This is a genomic window from Bacillus sp. FSL K6-0069 (assembly GCF_038007785.1).
Taxonomy (GTDB): Bacteria; Bacillota; Bacilli; order Bacillales; family Bacillaceae_G; genus Bacillus_A; species Bacillus_A mobilis.
The window spans coordinates 696,707-716,856 of sequence record NZ_JBBOXN010000001.1 but is presented as its reverse complement, the minus strand read 5'-3'; the positions used below and the strand labels follow the sequence as shown (position 1 = coordinate 716,856).

Below are 20,150 nucleotides of genomic sequence, written 5' to 3'. Positions count from 1 at the left end.
TTGTCAGCTTTTTTTCATAATCGTAAATAATTTTTCTGTGTAAGGATTTGAAAACACTTCTGCTTCATCTAGTAACTTTCTCACCTTTAGAAACGAATGCAATTCTGGATATATATTTTGTAATTTTTCGTACGTTAACGTATGCATTTTCCCCCAATGCGGGCGCCCTTCATACTTTAGAAAAATTTTCTCCACCTCACCAAAATAAGCAGCATACTTCATACCTTTATACATATGAACAGCAATATACGCTGAATCCCTTCCGTACGCTGGACTGAGCCATATATCATCACCTTTCACATAACGGCATTCAATTGGGAAGTGCACTTTATACTTTTTCTTTTCAATAAGGTTTGAAATTTCTTCTACAACGGCCCGCATATACTTTGAAGGAACACTATACTCCATTTCATAAAATGGAACCGCACGCGATGTAGCAAATACTTCGTAACTCGGACCAATTATTTTTGTATTCGGTACAGCTTTAGCCGATAATCGACTTACGCCTTTACTTATAGAAGGAAACCATTTACATCCTTTAGATAACAAAGAAAACATCTTATTTTCAAGCAACTCTACCTTTAGTTTATGCCATTTTAAATCACTTTTTTTACCTGTTGTTTCATTTGTAAATTTCACTTGCACTTCATCAGAATAAGGAAAAACGAAAAATTCAAAATGGCGATTCTTCTTATATTCTTCTAGCTTGTTCATTACAGTAGATAATGACTGTTTTTCACTTTTATAAACGAGCGAATAGGCTGGAATAACCTGCAATTTTATTTTTACAATGATACCTAACATTCCAAGTGATAACTGAAAGGCTCTCCAATATTCCACATTCTCAGTTTCCGAACAAACTATACTCTCACCTGTAGATAAAACTGCGGTAATTTCTATAACTTGTGTTGATAAACTACCAAAGGTAATACCCGTTCCATGAGTCCCTGTACTAATCGCTCCTGCAATCGATTGTGAATCAATATCCCCTAAATTTTCTTGCGCATAACCTTTTTCTGCAAGTAACTTCCCTAAATCATGTAACTTTGTTCCTGCCCACACTTCGGCAACCATCTGCTCTTCATCGATATTCACAATACCTTTCAATTCATCTAAAGAAATTAAAATTTCTTCCGTCTGCACAAGAGGTGTAAACGAGTGTCCTGAACCGACAACACGAATTTTCTTCCCTTCTTTTCGTGCAAGCTCTACAACTTCTACTACATCTTTTATACTTTCTGGATACATCGTATAATGCGGCGTTCCTTCTACATTCCCTGTCCAATTTTTCCATTTCTGTCCCTTTATAGAAAGCATTGGCCATCCCCCCGATATGTTACATACTCCCCAACAATCTCTCCTTCTTTCACACGATATAAAAATGGAAACCGCTCACATAACTCTCCAGCTTTACTATGGCGAAACAAGATAGGATCTCCTATCTCTATCCGCTCCTCACTATTATAAAAAATCGGTGTTTGTACCTCTCCAGCACCTTCTAAAGCTAATAGTTTGGCGCCATTTGGCCTCCAAATCTCAGGTTCTTTATCTTTACCAATTGCGCCTGAAGCAATATATCCCCCACCTAGACAAGTGTAAATATACGGGGCTGGTTTACGTACAACTGGTAAAGCAAATCCGACAGCTGGATGAAATTGCACCTCTTTATAATAATCAAACAGCTTCGGGGCATAAAAAGCAGAGCCTATTGTAATCTCTGAAACTGATTTATCTTGCTCGGTTGTTTTTACACTTCCTGTTCCTCCCCCATTTACAAACCTTAGTTCAATACCTAGGTTTTGTATTTCTTTTACGATATGTCCTCTTCTTTCTTTAACTTCTAACACCGATTTCTTCTTTAAATACGAAATCACTTTACTTTTCACTCGCTGATTCGGTATGTGATCTCCTACCCCAGCAATTTGGGCTTCATATCCCATTACACCATCTAATATCAAAAATAATGATTCTTTCACCCTTTTTACTATTTTCAAAGCACCTTGCACATCTTTTACCGGTGATCTGTTTACCCCAAAATGAAATTGAAAAAAACGACTACTCATATCAATATCCAAACAAACACGAAAACACCCTTTAGACTTCTCAGCAATTTTTTCTAAATAAACAATATGGTCTTCACAATCCACCATACAAGTTATAATGAGCCCTTGCTTTGTTAGCAAACTTATTTCATGTAAAGCTCTTTCATCATAAGCAGGATATCCGAGTAATAAATCATTGAATCCTTGTTCAATTAAAAACAAAGCCTCCCTAGGTGAGAAACACATAATACCTTGAAATCGATCATTTGCAACTAAAATCTTTTGCATAACCGGAACTGAACGTAACGATTTACTCGCTATACGAATCTTCTTATTTCCACTTAATTCTATAATCGATTGAATATTTCTATCTAAAGCCACTTCATCCAAAAATGCACACGGTAATGGAACTTCTTTAAAAATTCCTCTATCCACATTTTTTCTCTCCTCTTCTCAATATGTCTTATACATATTGGAAAGAAAGTTGAAATTTCCTCTACAAAATAAAAAAGTTTCTTCTTATTTAAGAAGAAACTTTTTTAGGACTACTTCATAGAAATAGTTGCCTCTACTGGATAATGATCAGAAAAATCATCATACGTATATTTTTTGAGCCATGATGTAACAGTCCACTGTGGAGATTTCGGTTGTAATACTTTATTCTCTATAAATGATGGATTCGCATGATCTTTACTTGCAATAATATAATCTAAATACTCGGCAGGGCTATCGGGGAAATTATATTTCGCAATACTGTTTGTCGTCGCATCCCAAGTTGCTGTATGTCCTGTATAAGATGGAATAGAAGCGTGCAATGTTTTGAACATGGATGCGTACTCTGAATCACTATTGTTCTCTGCATTTACTTTGTTCACGTTCATATCACCACCAAATAGGACGTACTCGTCATTTGGTATATTCTTATTTTTTATAAAATCTTGAATTTCTTTTAACTGATTTGTACGTACAGATGCAGGTGAAGCTTTTCCGCACATACTATCTTCAGCCTGCAAATGCGTCCCAATTACATGAACGAAACGATCATTTTTCTTGATTTTCGTGTATACAAATCCTTTATTTGATAAATTATCTGGCCCACATCCTTTTGCAAATACATATTGAATTTTCTCAACGATCGGCCATTTACTCACGATTGCAACACCCCCATCTTCAGGCGTTGAAGATGAATAGCTACCTAACGTTTTATCCCATTCATTTCCGTTACTACGACCTAATACCGCTGTTTGATTTGGATATTCTTTCTTCAAATTTCCTAATAAACGGTTTGAAGAACTATTATCAAATACTTCATTTAATATAACAACATCTTGATTCTTTATATAATCCGCTGCCCCAATTAAATCAGCACGCTCACTTTGTCCCCAGTTCGGATATAAGTTTGTTGATAGCATGTACACGTTATGTGTCATAACTTTTAATGTATCATTTTTATTTGTAGACACTTCCGCTTGAGCCGAGGATCCATTATATAAAGCCGCTAGACCGATTCCAACGCTAAGTATACTTTTTAGCAATTTACTTTTCACGATTCATACCTCCATGTTTTGTATAGTGATAAAAAAGGCCAAATACTCTATTGTGAGATTTGACCTTTTTTAAATACTTAACGATCTCCGTACGTATCAAACCAAAGCTGAATGTATCCAGCAGTAACACGTTGTGCATCCATTAATCGCTTACCTGTCATTGGTGTAACTTCAGCGCGCCATTTATCTGCATATTCTTGTGATACAGCTGCTTTTACGAACCAATCTTTCGTATTATCATTTACAATTCCAGAGTAATCTTGTTTCGCCACTACTGCCGCTCCATGAATCCACTCTTCTGGATTTGTACCTTTCCAGTTCCAATATCCATTTCCGTCCGTTACTTTATAATTATCTTTTATCGTATCTACAAAGTTTTCATATTTAGAATGGAACCCTTGTGGGTACGAAAGATTTGTAAAGTTTGCCGCATGCATTGGTTGGTTTACATCTCCTAAATAATGAAGGGATAATCCTAAATAGAAGAATGCTTGTTTCATATCTTTGTTTTTGTATGACTCACCAGCTAATTTAAAGTATTTAGCTCCAGTTTCTTTTGCCTGCTTTGCAAGTGGAATATATGTTTTTCCATTGTCTGGATCATAGAAATGTGAAGCAAATGTGCTATTATCATAATAAGGATTTTCATAGTCAGCAGCATAAATACCGTTCTCTAGCTCTGTACGCCATTCATTTAATTGTGTAACTCGATCTTGTTTTACAAGTGTTGTATTACGAGACATAATATCAATGGCACGGTTTACAATCCATAAATGAGAGTTTACGCCTTCTTTATGCTTATCTTCAGCAGACCAGCGGTGAACTATTTTTATTTTACTTCCCCCATCATTTTCATGAGCAAATGCAACACCTTGTAACGGAGCTACTAATGTAATAGCTGCTGCTAAAGCAAGTACTTTCTTTTTCATCTGAAATCCTCCATTTTATAATTGAATTATTGTAAACTTTTTGTTAGGATCCTATGATATCGTCCGGTTAACCTATGACTAGAATATCCCACCTTTCATGAAATTTCTATCACTAAATTAAAATATGCAGATTTTCATATCATTATAACTTTATACATAGTGAATATAATGATTGAATGCACTTATATTGTAATAAAGTATTGTTAAGCTACTGCAAATACTTGTCTAAACTAATGTAAAAAAGAGTAAAGCATCCACATGCTTTACTCTTTTTTTCTACTTGATAATATACTTGGCAGTTGTACATTAACTGCCAACTTATGAATAAATCCAAATACTAGTCCAATCCCAACAAATATGTATAAGATTGTAAATACCTTTCCGAAATCCGTTTGCGGACTAAAATTCCCATCACCGACAGTCGTCAACGTGACCACACTAAAATATAAAGCATCAAGAGGACGTAATCCTTCAACTGTACTATAAAAAATTGTACCAGATGTTAATGTTAGAAATGTTAATACGAATAATACTTGAAACTCTTTATCTTTCCACGCTCGTAAACAAGCTTTTAACATCCGTTTCAATGTCAACATAAATGAAAGCATTAGACTTCCCCTTCCAAACAAAATACCTGTAGTTAAAGGAAAGTCTATCACCTTTCTGTATAGAAAAAAAGTAGCCCTCTTCTATTTCTAGAAAAGGGCTACTTTTTACTATTCTCTATTATTTAGGTGAAACAAGAATTTTCACTTGTGTTTTATCTTTTACAAGTGCTTCAAATCCTTCTTCAACAACTTGATCCACTGTGATTTTCTTCGTAATTAATTTCTCTGCTTGAATTTGGCCAGAGCTAATTAATTTAATAACAGCTGGGAAGATATGACGGTATCCAAGAATACCGATAACTTCTTTTTCTTTTAATACAAGGTTGTTTGGCGTAATTGTTGCGTCTTTTTCCCATACACTAACAATTACAGTTTGTCCTTCAAAGCTTGTACTTTCAATTGCTTGACGAAGTACTACTTCAACACCTGTTACTTCAAAGCTCACATTTACACCTAAACCATTTGTTAAGTTACGAATTTCTGCTAGTACATCTTGAGTAGCTGGATTTAATACGTAATCCGCACCTGCTAATTTTGCTAACTCTTGACGTTCTTTAGAAAGTTCTACTGCAATAACAGGAGTTGCTCCTGCTGCTTTAGCTGCTTGAATGACAAGAAGTCCAATTGGACCACAACCAAATACTGCTACAGCTTCCCCTTCTTTTAATTTACTTTGACGTACTGCATGAACGGCTACTGCTGCTGGTTCTACAAGTGCACCTTGTTCATACGTCATTTCATCAGGAATATGGTGAACCATATCTTCTGGTACTACTGTATATTCAGAGAAACCGCCGCCTTCTCCGCCAAGACCGTGGAAAACAAGTTGTTCACAAACATTGTAATGTCCATGTTTACAAGCTTCACATTTACCACAAGAATAAATTGGTTCTACAACGACGCGGTCTCCCACCTTATGAGAAGTAACGCCTTCACCGATTTCAACTACCTCACCACTAAACTCATGACCTAAAATAACTGGTGCTTTTACGTGTGTTAATGGGTGCTCTTCTGTTGGAATAAAAATAGGTCCTGCTAAATATTCATGCAAGTCTGTTCCGCAGATACCACACCATTTCACTTTAATCTTAACTGCTCCTGGTCTTACAGTTGGTTCTGGTACTTCTTCTACTCGTACATCACGTTGATTATGCCAAAGTAGTGCTTTCATTTTATACATCCCTCTCTACGTATATACTTAACCTGGTGAAGTTTACAAATCTATTATAATACTTTTATCCATATATTTCAAAAAAACAATCTCATTTCCACTAAATTTTAACAAATAATGTTCAATATTTTGTCACTTTGTACTTTTTTCCACATCTGTTAATTCAATTTCATTGCGGTTAAAATTAGCATTATGCCATAATAGCATAGGAGAGGTGAATATCGCTTGAAATATTTTATTTACTTTATTGTTATCGTAGCGTTTCTAGATACATTTTCACAATTACCTATTATGAGTACATTCGCTCAAAGTCTTGGAGGATCTCCTCTTATTATTGGGCTAGTTGTCGGTATGTACTCATTCGCTAATATGATCGGTAATATTATTGCTGGCGCTGCTGTCGATAAATTTGGTGCAAAAAAAATACTTTATATAAGCATGGGGCTTACGAGTTTCATAGTCTTGTTATACACCGTTGTTCAAAGTGGTGAACAACTATTAGTTGTGCGCTTTATGCACGGCTTTAGTGACGGATTTTTAATTCCTGCTGCCTTTACGTTTTTATCAAAACAAACAAATTCAGCAAGACAAGGTAAGGCAATGGCTCTATCTGGTGCTGCTGTTGGAACAGCGGCAATTGTAGGACCCGCTTTCAGTGGGATTATGAAAGCTACTGCTGGTATAGAGTGGGTGTTCATTACCATTTCTATTTTAATGGTCCTTGGTACAATCGTATCTCTATTCTTCTTACCAAATAACGTATCAAGAAAAGATACTTCAAGAACACAAATGATGAACAAAGAAGATATGATTGAACTATTGAAATCAGAACCGTTATTGCAAGCATATATTGGTGCTTTCACGCTAATGTTTTCACAAGGAATTGTCACGTATATGCTACCAGTGAAAGTTGAGGCATTGGCACTTAAAGCATCTACAACAGGCATGATGTTAAGTGTATTCGGTATTACCGCTATCCTCTTCTTCTTGCTGCCAACAAACCGTATTTACGATCGATTTAATCGTTCAAAACTAATGTTAATTGGGATTGCAGTAATGGCATTCGCGTTATCTTTACTTGGATTATTTGCAACAAAAGGTATGCTCTTTATCGTTATGATGATTTATGGCATTGGATTCGCTATCCTTTTCCCATCAATAAATGCATTACTTGTTGAAAATACGACAGATGATAAACGCGGAAAAGCATTCGGATTGTTTTATGCTTTCTTCTCATTAGGAGTTGTTGCTGGATCCTTTACAGTTGGAGCAATCGGGGCATCACCTAGCGTCAGCTTCGTTATTGGAACTGCATTCTTATTAACATTTGCCGGTATGATTTACGTAAGAAGCAAAGTAAAAAGTAAAGCAAAAAGCAAAGTAAAAAAGACAATGATGGGATAACTCCATCATTGTCTTTTTTTTAAAATGCATATTGATATAGTCCGTAATATAATGGCAGAGTTGGGATAATACCAATTAATTTAAATATAAAAGGTAGCGGTTCATCCTTCTCTTCATATAAACGTAAAACAAAAACTGCAGTAAAAGTCCAAATAACGCTAAACACGAAGATGCACTTCCAAACGAGTGGGGTTACTATCTCTACACCAAAAACAAAACCAAATAGCCCAATCCATGTAATGATAGTCACTACAAAATCAAACTTTTGAATTGGCGTTTGAAACATACCTCTTACTAACGAAGTAATAGCCAATATCGCTACAATTACTAAATAAACTTTCCACAACATAGTGATAATCTCCTATTCAACTTTTAACTTTCAATAATCCGTATTTAATAAACAATATGGCATTATATTTTTCATAGAGATAATACAATGGATAACAAAATAAGAAGAAAATAAGTACAGTTGGTACATCGTCTATACTAGAAAAATATTTTACTAGTAATTCCTTAATACTCTCTCCAATTATAATAAACAGCGGAATGATACAAATTGCCGCTAATATTAAGCATGGTGTGATCCTCATTTCTTTTAGCCTGACCTTACAGTGTGGACACCTGAATGAAAAAGGATGCGGTAAATCAATAATATGTTGCGTAGTAATATTCCCTTCACACTGTGGACATTCAATTATTTCTTCCATTTAACTCACTCCTTTCTATCCATAAAAAAGAGCACTATCCAATAGCGCTCTTTTATTGCCGAATATATTACTTTTGTGTATAGCCAAGTAACAATGTAAATAAATTAAACTATAATGGCAATACTACAGTTCTTCTTTTACAAAAAAAGTGTATAAATACCGACGATACTTCGACAATTTCCTCGGAAATATTTCCTTTCTCCACATAATTTGATACACTACATGTGAACAGACATTTGTATTACATAAACTAAAATAATAACTTACTGTACAAATTAAAAAGCACACTCTTCATAGGAAGAATGTGCTTTTATGTTATTAACGCTTAATCCAAACAGCGCCTGCCGATTTATCCTCTGCCTGTCCAACAACTTGGAATTTAAGTCCAAGGTTTGGAATTTTTCTTCCTGCGTCTGCAATTTGTTTGTTACTATATACTTTTGAATCATCAAAAGTGGTAACACCTTGTAACCCAGAATAGTTAAACTGCCCACGTGTTAATGAATTTACACTCCATGCTGGTGTTTGATCAAATGAAAATGCAGCGTCTGCAATTTGCATGCCCGTATTACCATAAGTTGGTCTTCCGTTTAAGTTGCCAACAAGTGCCTCTGGATGAGAATCTACCACACCAAGGAATCCTTCACCTGGATGCACACCAACCCAGTTATCTTTGAAGCTATCATCTGCATACCAAACGACAAGACCTGTATTATACACAGGGCCTTTTCCTGCTTTTAATCCATTATCTGATCCCGCATAGTTTCTCCACTCTAAGTAGTAATAATGAGCTTTCTTCTCTGTCCCATCAGAAACAACAAAACCATTTACATTCATTTTAGACTGTCCTTCTGCATCATCAGAAAATACAACTTGTCCATCAACAGTTACATTTACATTATCCATCGCGAAACCTTTATATGTTACAGCTGGATCTGTAATATAATCGAATTGCAGTTTCACTTTTTTTCCTTTAAATTGACTTAAATCATATGATTTATCCACCCATTTTCCATCTGTTGTATCTTTATCCTCTTGGACTATTTTTTCTCCAAGTCTATCAATTAATGTTTTCGTTCCATCTTCTGTTACTGCATGCACTTCGACAAAATCGCACTCTGCTTCTAACTCATAATTTGCTTTATAATCGAACTTTGCATTTGTTCCTTTTGTTAAATCAAAGAATGGTGTTTCTAGTGTTGTATGCATATCATCTCCTCTTGTACTATAATATGCATGCTTTCCAAACTCAGGTTTAATCGTTTCAACACTTTTACCTGGTAAGTTAACACGTACAACACCTGGGCGATTGGATTTCGTAACACTTTGATCAATATATGTAGGAACTCCTACTCCACCCTTAATTTTATCGTAATCTACTTCTAAAATTTTTGCCCAGTTGCCGCCCATATTCTTTTGTAAGAAGTCTTTATTTTGTGGTGAGAAACTAGTTGGCTCTGTTCCTGCAATTTTCCCTGTCCAACTACCTCCACTCATTAATGACCATGCTTCAACAGGTGAACCCATTCCAGTATATTTCGTGTCATATTCATCCGGTAAGCCAAGGTCATGTCCAAATTCATGTGCAAATACACCTACTGCTCCATCTTCTGGTTCAATTGTGTAATCATGCGCCGCTACTTTTCCACCAAAGTAATCTACCTTTGATTTTGTACCTTCAATCGCTACTGGATCTACTGCTAATTTTGAACGATGTGACCAAATTGCATCATCACCTAATTTACCGCCACCAGCTTCTTGACCAACACCAGCATGGATTACCATTAAATGATCAATTACACCATCAGGTTCATTTTGATTTCCATCACCATTTGTATCATATCTATCGAATTGATCAAATTGAGATAAATCTAACCCTTTCTCAGCGGCTGCATGTAAAGCTTCTTTCACTAAATCACGTGCGCCTTTTGGTCCTTTATTATCATGACCACTGCTACCATCAGCACCGTAGTCAGATGCTTTTCCTGGAACAGTTAGCCATTCCGTTACATATCCATCTGTCGTATAACTTCCGCCAGACTGCTCTTCATAATATTGTTTAAACGTTTTTACTTTTGAACCATCAAATAATGTGTACGGTTCATTACCAAATAACATTTTTTGATAATGCTCTCTACTAAAGTCATTCGAATACATATACCCTGGTGTTTGATCAATATTATTATGTTTATAATCACTAAATTCAACGAGTAATACTAATACTTTATCAGTTCGAACAGAGCCCTTATAAGGCGCTTGCTTTGCTTTAGAAGTTGGGACTTGTCCATTCAATTGTTTTTTATTTGGTTCTGGTTTTTTCTCGGGACTCACATTTTTTTCAGGTTTCTTTACTTTCTCCTTTTCTTCCATTTTCTTTTCTTTTACTTTTTTCACATAATCAGATGCCTCTTTAGCAGTATCTGCTGGAAGAATTTCTTTATTTGCCTGATCGCCTTGTTTCTTTTCAATATACTTTTCTACAGCTTTTTTCGTTTCTTCTTTAGATGATGCTGGATTAATTGTTCCTCTTTCTTTCAACGCTTCCGCTAAACGATCTTCTTGAATTAAATTGTAATCAATTGATGTTGTAGATACATTTTCTTTCTCTTTTGCTGGCGTTTCTGCGTATGCTAGCGGAGTACTCATTACAGATGTGCATCCGATAATTGCCGCAATTGCTAATGATGACAACACTTTAAATGGCGCTTTTCTTCTCATTCTATTTCTCTCCTTTTATACATAAAACTTAAAATTCAGATAAATAAGTGCGTTTTTGTCGAAATCTCTGTTTACTACCCTCCCTATATAAAAAAGCATAATTCTATAAACGTTAAGCTTTCTGTTATAGAATCATGCCCTCCAGTTTTCTGGTCAGACCCTCTATCTTCTTATATCAAAATATGAAAAATAAAGAGTGATTTGTATATATTAAATAGTTTATATAACAAATTTAAAAGACAATATGCAAAATTGCATGAAAATTCTTTTAAATAAAAAAAAGAACCCTAGTCAATTAAACTAGGATTCTTGATTTTCTATTATTTCTCTTGTGTTTTTTCCCAATCAGCTAAGAATTTTTCAATTCCTTGGTCTGTTAATGGGTGCTTCACTAATGAAGCAATTACGTTTGCTGGGATTGTTGCAATATGTGAACCGTTTAATGCTGCTTCAGTTACGTGAACACTGTGACGTACAGATGCTGCAATGATTTCTGTTTCAATGCCGTGAATTGCAAAGATCTCTGCGATTTGGCGAATTAAGTCCATACCGTTATGGCCGATATCATCTAAGCGACCTAAGAATGGTGAAACGTATGTCGCACCAGCACGAGCTGCAAGTAATGCTTGAACTGCTGAGAATACTAATGTAACGTTTGTACGAATTCCTAAGTCAGAGAATGCTTTTACTGCTTTTAAACCTTCTGTTGTCATCGGAACTTTTACAACAACGTTTGGAGCAATTTTCGCTAATTCTTTTCCTTCTTCAATCATTTTATTAGCTTCTAAGCTAATTACTTCTGCACTTACAGGACCTTCTACAACGCTGCAGATTTCACGAATACGCTCGTGGAAATCTACACCTTCTTTTGCTACAAGTGATGGGTTTGTCGTTACTCCAGCTAGTACGCCTAATGCATTTGCCTCTTTAATTTCGTTAATGTTTGCTGTATCAATAAAGAATTTCATTTGTTATTCTTCCTTCCTGGTTTTCATTTTATATTTATTTGTTTTTCTTAATAAGCTCTAATTCAATCGGAATAGATTTGTCCACTTTTTTACCTTGCGTGATCTCTTTTGCTGTTTGCATCGCCTTCTCCCCGATTAATTCCGGTTTTTGAGCAACTGTTGCAGCCATACGCCCATCTTTAACCGCCTTTACAGCATCTTCTGTTGCATCAAAACCAACAACGACTACATCTGTTTTTCCAGAAGACTTCAATGCTTCAAGTGCCCCTAATGCCATTTCATCGTTATGCGCAAACACGGCTTTAATATCACCATTTGCTTGCAAAATGTTTTCCATAACAGATAATCCTTTTGCTCTATCAAAATCAGCTGCTTGTTTTGCAACTACTTTTAAAGACTTATCCGCTACATTATGGAATCCTTTCCCGCGCTCACGAGCAGCAGAAGAGCCAGGTATTCCTTCTAATTCAGCAACATTTGCTCCCTCGCCAACTAATTCACGAATGTAATCACTAGCCATTTGACCACCTTCAATATTATTAGAGGCAATGTGAGAAACAACTTTACCTGAATTTGCAACGCGGTCTACAGTAATAACAGGGACATTTGCTGCATTTGCCGCACTTACTGCTGAAGCAACAGCATCTGAATCGGTTGGATTAATAACAACTACATCGACACCTTTTTGAATTAAATCTTCAACATCATTTGTTTGCTTTGCTGCATCATTTTGTGCATCAACAGCAATCAATTCAATGCCGCTTTCTTTCGCTTTCTTTTCTGCCCCTTTTTTCAAAGTCACAAAAAATGGATTGTTTAAAGTTGAAACAGAGAATCCAACTTTAATAGTTTTATTTCGACCTTTATCGCTAGAATCCTTTGCCCATTCTGGTGGTTCCATTGAACAACCAGCAGTAATGACCATAATACATGCAACGAGTATAAGTAACCATTTCTTCATGAACTGTCCCTCCATTACGCTTCTTTTCGACGATCAATTAATACAGCTAGTAAGATTACAAGTCCCTTTACAACTTGTTGGAAGAAAGAAGATACACCTAATAAATTTAAACCGTTATTTAGTACACCGATAATGAGTACACCGATGAATGTACCAACGATCCAGCCTCTTCCTCCAGAAAGACTTGTTCCACCTAATACAACTGCTGCAATTGCATCTAATTCGTAAGAAGTACCTGCAGTTGGCTGTGCAGAATCTAGTCGTGATGTTAAGACAATACCTGCAAGCGCTGCCAAAATTCCGGAAAGACCATAAATCATTACTTTAATTCTCGTAACATTAATACCTGATAGTGCTGCTGCTTCTTCATTTCCACCAATTGCAAATGTACGGCGACCAAATGTCGTTTTCTTCAAAATGAAGTACAGTACTGCGAAAGCGATCATCATTGTAACAGCTGGTACCGGAATACCGAGAAAATAACCACGTCCAAACATTTGGAACATTAAATGATCACCAAGACCAGTGATCGGACGTCCGTCCATATAAACAAGCGTCAACCCACGAAAAATAGTCATTGTTGCTAACGTCGCAATAAATGGAGCTACTTTTCCCTTCGCAATAATGATACCGTTTACAATCCCCATTATAAGACCAGCCACTAATCCAACTGCCATTGCAAGAAACGGGTCCATGCCACTTGCCATCATTCCAGCAACAAGTGCACTTGATAATGCTAAAATAGAACCTACCGATAAGTCAATACCCCCTGTTAAAATTACAAAGGTCATTCCGAATGCGATAAGCGCATTAATCGATACTTGACGCAGTATATTAAATAAATTTGGAATTTCAATAAATGCTGGATTTAAAGCTGTAATTACGACGATAATTAATACTAAACCGATTAAAGAACCGAGTTGCTGTAATACATTCCCCTTCTTAGCCATTCTTACTCTCCCCCTGTAGCTAGTGCCATAATAGACTCTTGTGATGCCCCATCTTTCTCTAAAATACCTCCGACTTTTCCTTCATGAATGACAAGAACGCGATCACTCATTCCTAAAACTTCTGGAAGCTCAGATGATACCATAATAACGGCATCGCCTTGCTCAGTAAGCTTATTCATAATGGAGTAAATTTCTTTTTTCGCTCCAACATCTACACCCCTTGTTGGCTCATCTAAAATGAGTAACTGCGGGTGGATACCTAGCCATTTTGCAATAACAACCTTTTGCTGATTTCCACCAGAAAGAGATTTCACTGCTTGCTCTCCACTAGATGCTTTCACATTAAGTAGCTTCATCATATCCGCTGTAAACTGTTGTTCTAATTCGTTACTTAAGACACTTCCCTTTGAAAGACTCTCTAAATTTGGTAAAGCTAAATTTTCTCGAATTGAGAAATCTAACACTAACCCTTCAGATTTTCTATCCTCTGTAATAAAGGCTATTCTTTGTCTAATCGCATCTATCGGACTATCAATCTTTACTTCTTGTCCACTTATGAAAATTTGGCCAGAATCTAACGGTTCGTATCCAAATATCGCTTTCATAATATCTGTACGGCCAGCTCCCATCAAGCCAGCAACACCAAGGATTTCACCTTTTCTAACTTGAAACGAAACATTTTCAAACTTCCCTTTTTTCGTTCCGTTACGCATCTCAAAAATAACATCGCCAATTTGACTATTTCGTTCTGGGTAACGTTCACCAATACTGCGCCCCACCATCATACTCACTACTTCATCAAATGATGTTTCCGGAATGAGCCTCTTTCCTACGTATTCCCCATCACGTAAAATCGTAATGGCATCACATATTGAAAAAATTTCTTCCATTCGGTGTGAGATATAAACGAACGAAACGCCTTCTTTACGTAATTTATTAATGACAGTAAACAACGTTTCAATTTCACGATCTGTTAATGCAGCTGTCGGTTCATCCATAATAATAACGCTCGCGTTTGTCATTAACGCTTTCGCAATTTCGATAATTTGCTGTTGTCCAACCGATAACTCCCCAGCCAACATAGCGCCTTTTACATGTAACCCTAACTCCGCTAGTTGCTGCTGCGCAATCGCGTTCATTTGACGCGTACGCAAAATACCTGTCTTCCCATACATTAACTCTTTACCGAGAAACATATTCTCAGCTACTGTTAAATTCGATAATATGTTCAATTCTTGATGTATAAATGCAATACCGTACTCTTCAGCTTCTTTCGCATTTTTAAAAGTTCGTTCTTGCCCATCGATCGTGATTGTTCCACCATCTCTTTTATATACACCTGTTAAAATTTTCATGAGCGTTGATTTACCCGCTCCATTTTCCCCCATCAATGCATGAACTTCTCCTGTTTCAATCATAAACTGTGCATTCTTCAAAACAGGATTGCCATTGAACGCCTTTGAAATATTTTTCATTTCAATACGCATTCCCATCACTTCCTTTTATTAAAAAATCACGCCTGCATGTAAAATTACATTGGCATAAGGAGTAGCCTCTCCTGTACGAATAATCGCCTTCGCTTTCTTCGTATGCTCTTTAAATTGTTCATGAGATACATATTCAAACGCTGGCTCTATTAATTTCAGCTCAATCTCTTTATTTACTTCCACATTATTGTTAATGACTTCTTCTGCTAACGTCACTTTTTCAATTGCCATATCATCAGCTACCACTTGCAATACGTCTAAAAAGCTAGGTTTTCCAATCTCAACGGCTAAATCAATTCGTTTTACTCCTTCAGGAATCGGTAACCCGCAGTCTGCGATTACAATCGTATCTGTATGCCCAAGTGAAGCAAGGACTGATGCAATCTCACTGTTTAATACACCATGCTTTTTCATCCAACAATCACCTGCACTTCACGTACTCTATCTCTCGTTGGCATACCGCCTTGCGCCCCAAGCTTCGTTACAGAAAGGCCACCAGCAATATTCGCAAAACGAATTGCTTTTTGCAGTGCTTCTCCTTCAGAAAGCGCAACTGCTAATGCTCCATTGAATGTATCACCAGCTCCAGTCGTATCCACTACATCAACAGCAATGCTAGGAACATGTACAATCTCCGTCCCATTATGGAAACGTACACCGTTAGAACCTTCTGTCATCAATAGTTTATTTGGATATTTAGCCAGTAAATCTTCAATTGGTGATGTGAAATCATCTAATACGATGCGGCACTCATGTTCATTTGGCGTAATATAAGTTGCCTTTTCTAAAATATCTTCTGATAACACTTGTGCTGGTGCCGGATTTAGCATAACCGGGATTTTGTGTTCCTCACAAATAGCCAATACATATTTTACTGTTTCAAGTGGAATCTCTAGTTGAAGAACAACCATATCTGCTTTTATAAGAAGATCTTTTGAACGATCTACAATCGACTCATTTACAAGTGCATTCGCCCCTTGCACGACAACAATACTGTTATCCTCTTCTGCTAAAACGATATGAGCAATTCCTGTCGCCGTATCTGTAACCGGTACCACATAATCGATAAAAACACGTTCGTTCTCTAAATTTTTCCTAACTACAGTTCCATAATTATCGTTTCCTACCGCGCCAACCATCGCCACATTTGCGCCTAATCTAGCTGCAGCAACCGCTTGGTTGGCTCCTTTCCCTCCTGGAATTGTATGAAATGCTTCACCAATTACTGTTTCCCCTGCTTTCGGACGTTTTTTTGAAACGGCCACTAAATCCATTGAAATGCTACCTACTACTGCAATATTTGGCATCTATTTCATCTCCTTACTTCGTTGTATTTCTTTCTATAATTTCAATCGGTAAACGATAGTGTATCTCTTCTAATACGTTTCCTTCCATCTGCTCTAACAATAGCTCTGTTGCAATTTTCCCCATTTCATAAATTGGCTGTGCAACAGTTGTAATAGATGGATACATCATCTCCGTTAAAGAAATCCCATCAAATCCTATAATTTGTAAATCATCCGGAATAGAAATCCCCTTTTGAAGTGCAGCCTTTACAATACCTATTGCAATTAAATCATTTCCAGCAACAATGCCATCAATATGTGGGTATTCTTCTAATAATTCCACCGCTACACGCTCACTATTAGCTGGATCAAATGTACTCTCTGCGATCATATAAGAAAGATTATTTTGCGTAATAACGTCTACAAAACCTTCAAAGCGTTCATTAGCGGTGCTTACGTCACGCGGTCCGCGAATATGCGCAATATGTTTACAGCCTTTATCTATTAATAACTTTGTCGCTGCCTGACTCCCTGCATAGTTATCTGCATATACAGTAGGAATACGCTCATTAAACATACGGTCAATTGCAACAACCGGAACAGACAACTTCATGTAATTAACACTGTTTTGTGGATTTGTTGCTACAATAAATCCATCCACATTATTTTGCCTAAGTACATCAATATATTGCTTTTCTTTCTCTAAACTCTCATCAGAGTTACAAAGGACAACTGTGTATCCTTGCTTATGCGCTACATCTTCTACGGCACGTGCAACTTCCGGAAAGAATGGATTCACGATATTGGGAACAACTAAGCCAATTAAACGAGATTTTTTATTATACAGTGAACGCGCTACTGTACTAGGTTTATAATCTAGCATTTCAATTGCTCGCTCTACTTTCTTTAATGTATCTTCATGAACATATCCATTTTTATTTAACACTCTGGAAACGGTCGCAACAGATACTCCCGCTAATTTCGCAACGTCTTTAATCGTACTCATTCTCTTCCCTCTCCATTTCATGTAACCGTTTACAGAAAATAATATAACGCATTTCTAGAAATACGTCAATCATTTCTCACGAAAAAGCTTTTAAGGTTATACTCAAAAAAAGCACCGCCATAAGGCGATGCTTTTTCATTACGAATATGATACAGTTTGTTCTTTTTCCTCTGTAGCTGGCTCTTCAGCATCTTTTTTACGATCTGATAGTTTAATCTTCTGTAAGAAGATCGTAAAGATGGCACCTACTACGATAAATACTAATCCTGTTAAGAATACAGTATGAAGTGAGTCTACTAAAGAGTTTTTCAAGATTGGTACAATGCTGTTAGCAAATGCTTCTGGCATTTGTTTTAATGCCTCTGGACTAAATAGCATCGAATATAAACCTTGTGGGTCTGTATGAATCATATCTTTAAATTTCGTTACCATTTGTCCCGCTTCTTTCGGGAATGTATCTAATACAGGTACTAAATTCTTTGTTAATGTTGTACCTGAAGTGTTATTCATAATTGATCCTAAAATTGTAATACCAAATGTTCCACCAATTTGACGGAAGAACTGACTTGATGATGTTACGACACCAAGGTCTTTTTTCGGGAAACTTTCTTGTAACGCTAATGTTAATGTTGGCATTACAAGACCCATTCCTAAACCGATAACCATCATATAAGAAGTTGCAGTTAATTTAGTTGTGTGCATATCCATCGTTGTTAATAACCAGAATCCTCCAGCCATTATAAGCATTCCCGTAATAATTTGTGGTTTTACACCAACTTTTAATACAAGTTGCCCGCCGATAATACTCATCACAATCATAGTAATCATCATTGGCGTCATAATTGTTCCTGATTCCGCAGCACTTACTCCTACAATCCCTTGCATGAAGAATGGTACGAACATAATCGCACCGAACATTCCGATACTCATAAAGAATCCAATCGCATTCAGTAATGTAAATGTGCGATTTTTAAAGAAATGCATCGGTAAAATCGGTTCTTCTGCTTTCGTTTCAACGATAATAAAGCTAACGATACCAATTAGAGCTAATGCAAATAACCCGATAATTTGCCAAGAATCCCATGGGTAATCTTTCCCGCCAAATGTTAATGCAAGTAATAAGCTTACAACACCGAGAATCATCGTAAAGATTCCAGCAATATCAATTTTAATCGGTCCTGTTTGTTTATGTGATTTTAATCCCATTGCAATAAAGATTGTTGCTAAAATACCAACTGGTAAGTTAATGTAGAATACCCATCTCCAGTTCACTGCATCTACAATCCAACCACCAACTTGTGGTCCAATTACAGAAGCAAGACCGTATAACGCACCAAAAATACCTTGCCATTTTGCACGTTCTTTGCCCGTGAACATATCTCCGATAATAATCATAGCCATTGGCATCATAATACCGCCACCAAGACCTTGAATACCACGGAAAATAATTAATTCTGTCATACCATTTGCCATACCACATAACGCCGAACCAACCATAAAGATAACTAGCCCTGTTATATATACGTTACGACGGCCAAGTAAATCCGCTAATTTACCTGCAATTGGTACAACTGTTGTTGATGTTAACATATAAGCTGTTGTTAACCATGTCATTAAGCTTAATCCGCCTAGTTCACCGACGATACGCGGCATTGCTGTACCAACGATTGTTCCATCTAATGCAGCAAATAGCATCGCGATTATTAAACCGATTAACAGCAACTTTCTATTTATGTTTTCTTGTTGCTCCATGTAATCTCCTCAATTCCTCTTAGTTATTCTCTTTTTTCTCTTGTGTCCCGCAAATAATTGTTTCTAACTTCTCAAAGAGGCGTAACAAATCTTCTCTTTCTTGTAATTCTAAATGTGAGAAATATTTTGCAATGTGCTCATTACGAGCGATCATTGCCTCTTCTACTCTAGCTTTCCCCTTTTTTGTCAGCTCAATGACGACAACACGACGGTCATCTTTGTCGTGATAGCGCTCTACAAGCTCTTGATCAATTAAGCGATCAATCATCACTGTAATTGCACTAGGCTTTACATACATCTTTTTTGCTAATTTTGTCGCTCTTGAAGCACCATAATGATCTAAAATCTTTAAAATATAAAACTGCGGTGGTGTAAGTCCTGTTGCTTGCATTTGTTCTAATAACTCCGTCTGCATTTTCTTTCCAATCGAAAATGCAAGAGCTTGAATTTTATCGATATGCGTCATATCATTTGGCATGTTATCCACCTCTTATTTAAGCAATAAAATATTTAACGTATTTAAATATTAATCCCACGAACAAAATCCGTCAACACTTTTTATTTATAAAAACGTTTACATTTTTGTCACAAAGTTGTATAATTTTCGACGAAGT

19 protein-coding genes are annotated in these 20,150 nt (G+C 36.5%); 1 reads left to right on the top strand and 18 read right to left on the bottom strand.

Annotated elements, in window-relative coordinates:
• Nucleotides 1-3 precede the first annotated feature (3 nt).
• The 6 genes from MHB74_RS03570 to bdhA form a co-directional block, all read right to left on the bottom strand.
• Nucleotides 4-1,317: a D-arabinono-1,4-lactone oxidase gene (locus tag MHB74_RS03570; protein ID WP_061676331.1), complete on the bottom strand. Its 1,314-nt coding sequence runs from the start codon at nt 1,315-1,317 to the stop codon at nt 4-6.
• Nucleotides 1,305-2,477 carry an amino acid deaminase/aldolase gene (locus MHB74_RS03565; RefSeq protein WP_061676332.1) on the bottom strand — a complete coding sequence of 391 codons (1,173 nt, stop codon included), beginning with the start codon at nt 2,475-2,477 and terminating at the stop codon, nt 1,305-1,307. Before MHB74_RS03565 ends, MHB74_RS03570 begins: the two co-directional genes overlap by 13 nt.
• Nucleotides 2,478-2,587: 110 nt before the next feature.
• Nucleotides 2,588-3,589, bottom strand: a complete 1,002-nt coding sequence (gene sph, locus MHB74_RS03560; protein ID WP_061676333.1) for a sphingomyelinase C — start codon at nt 3,587-3,589, stop codon at nt 2,588-2,590.
• 77 nt (nt 3,590-3,666) lie between these two features.
• Complete coding sequence (gene cerA / locus MHB74_RS03555) at nt 3,667-4,518, bottom strand: phospholipase CerA (RefSeq protein ID WP_061676334.1); 852 nt, start codon at nt 4,516-4,518, stop codon at nt 3,667-3,669.
• Nucleotides 4,519-4,781: 263 nt separating this feature from the next.
• A complete protein-coding gene (locus tag MHB74_RS03550; protein WP_061676335.1) occupies nt 4,782-5,126 on the bottom strand; it encodes a potassium channel family protein in 345 nt (114 codons plus the stop codon).
• A gap of 118 nt (nt 5,127-5,244) precedes the next feature.
• Nucleotides 5,245-6,297: a (R,R)-butanediol dehydrogenase gene (bdhA, locus tag MHB74_RS03545; RefSeq protein ID WP_000645834.1), complete on the bottom strand. Its 1,053-nt coding sequence runs from the start codon at nt 6,295-6,297 to the stop codon at nt 5,245-5,247.
• A gap of 225 nt (nt 6,298-6,522) precedes the next feature.
• Between bdhA and MHB74_RS03540 the strand changes: the two genes are divergently transcribed.
• Nucleotides 6,523-7,701, top strand: a complete 1,179-nt coding sequence (locus MHB74_RS03540; protein ID WP_061676336.1) for an MFS transporter — start codon at nt 6,523-6,525, stop codon at nt 7,699-7,701.
• A gap of 19 nt (nt 7,702-7,720) precedes the next feature.
• Here MHB74_RS03540 and MHB74_RS03535 read toward each other — a convergent pair whose 3' ends face one another.
• The 12 genes from MHB74_RS03535 to MHB74_RS03480 form a co-directional block, all read right to left on the bottom strand.
• Nucleotides 7,721-8,050: a hypothetical protein gene (locus tag MHB74_RS03535; RefSeq protein ID WP_061676337.1), complete on the bottom strand. Its 330-nt coding sequence runs from the start codon at nt 8,048-8,050 to the stop codon at nt 7,721-7,723.
• A gap of 16 nt (nt 8,051-8,066) precedes the next feature.
• Complete coding sequence (locus tag MHB74_RS03530) at nt 8,067-8,408, bottom strand: hypothetical protein (protein ID WP_061676338.1); 342 nt, start codon at nt 8,406-8,408, stop codon at nt 8,067-8,069.
• A 318-nt stretch (nt 8,409-8,726) separates the two neighbouring features.
• The gene (gene inhA2 / locus MHB74_RS03525; RefSeq protein ID WP_061676339.1) at nt 8,727-11,126 is read right to left on the bottom strand and encodes a M6 family metalloprotease immune inhibitor InhA2; all 2,400 of its coding nucleotides are present in this window, start codon (nt 11,124-11,126) and stop codon (nt 8,727-8,729) included.
• Nucleotides 11,127-11,446: 320 nt separating this feature from the next.
• A complete protein-coding gene (gene fsa / locus MHB74_RS03520; protein ID WP_000667665.1) occupies nt 11,447-12,094 on the bottom strand; it encodes a fructose-6-phosphate aldolase in 648 nt (215 codons plus the stop codon).
• Between the two features lie 34 nt (nt 12,095-12,128).
• Nucleotides 12,129-13,055 carry a ribose ABC transporter substrate-binding protein RbsB gene (gene rbsB, locus MHB74_RS03515; RefSeq protein ID WP_000758988.1) on the bottom strand — a complete coding sequence of 309 codons (927 nt, stop codon included), beginning with the start codon at nt 13,053-13,055 and terminating at the stop codon, nt 12,129-12,131.
• Between the two features lie 14 nt (nt 13,056-13,069).
• The gene (locus MHB74_RS03510; RefSeq protein WP_061676340.1) at nt 13,070-14,005 is read right to left on the bottom strand and encodes an ABC transporter permease subunit; all 936 of its coding nucleotides are present in this window, start codon (nt 14,003-14,005) and stop codon (nt 13,070-13,072) included.
• A gap of 2 nt (nt 14,006-14,007) precedes the next feature.
• Nucleotides 14,008-15,492: a ribose ABC transporter ATP-binding protein RbsA gene (gene rbsA, locus MHB74_RS03505; protein WP_061676341.1), complete on the bottom strand. Its 1,485-nt coding sequence runs from the start codon at nt 15,490-15,492 to the stop codon at nt 14,008-14,010.
• A gap of 18 nt (nt 15,493-15,510) precedes the next feature.
• Complete coding sequence (rbsD, locus tag MHB74_RS03500) at nt 15,511-15,906, bottom strand: D-ribose pyranase (protein ID WP_061676342.1); 396 nt, start codon at nt 15,904-15,906, stop codon at nt 15,511-15,513.
• Nucleotides 15,903-16,799, bottom strand: coding sequence for a ribokinase (gene rbsK / locus MHB74_RS03495; protein WP_061676343.1), 897 nt, complete (start codon nt 16,797-16,799; stop codon nt 15,903-15,905). The genes rbsD and rbsK overlap by 4 nt, the downstream gene beginning before the upstream one ends.
• A gap of 13 nt (nt 16,800-16,812) precedes the next feature.
• A complete protein-coding gene (rbsR, locus tag MHB74_RS03490) occupies nt 16,813-17,784 on the bottom strand; it encodes a ribose operon transcriptional repressor RbsR (RefSeq protein WP_061676344.1) in 972 nt (323 codons plus the stop codon).
• Nucleotides 17,785-17,922: 138 nt separating this feature from the next.
• Entirely contained in the window at nt 17,923-19,536 is a 1,614-nt protein-coding gene (locus MHB74_RS03485) for an MDR family MFS transporter (RefSeq protein WP_048525035.1), read from the bottom strand.
• 19 nt (nt 19,537-19,555) lie between these two features.
• Nucleotides 19,556-20,014, bottom strand: coding sequence for a MarR family winged helix-turn-helix transcriptional regulator (locus MHB74_RS03480; RefSeq protein ID WP_061676345.1), 459 nt, complete (start codon nt 20,012-20,014; stop codon nt 19,556-19,558).
• Nucleotides 20,015-20,150: the final 136 nt, after the last annotated feature.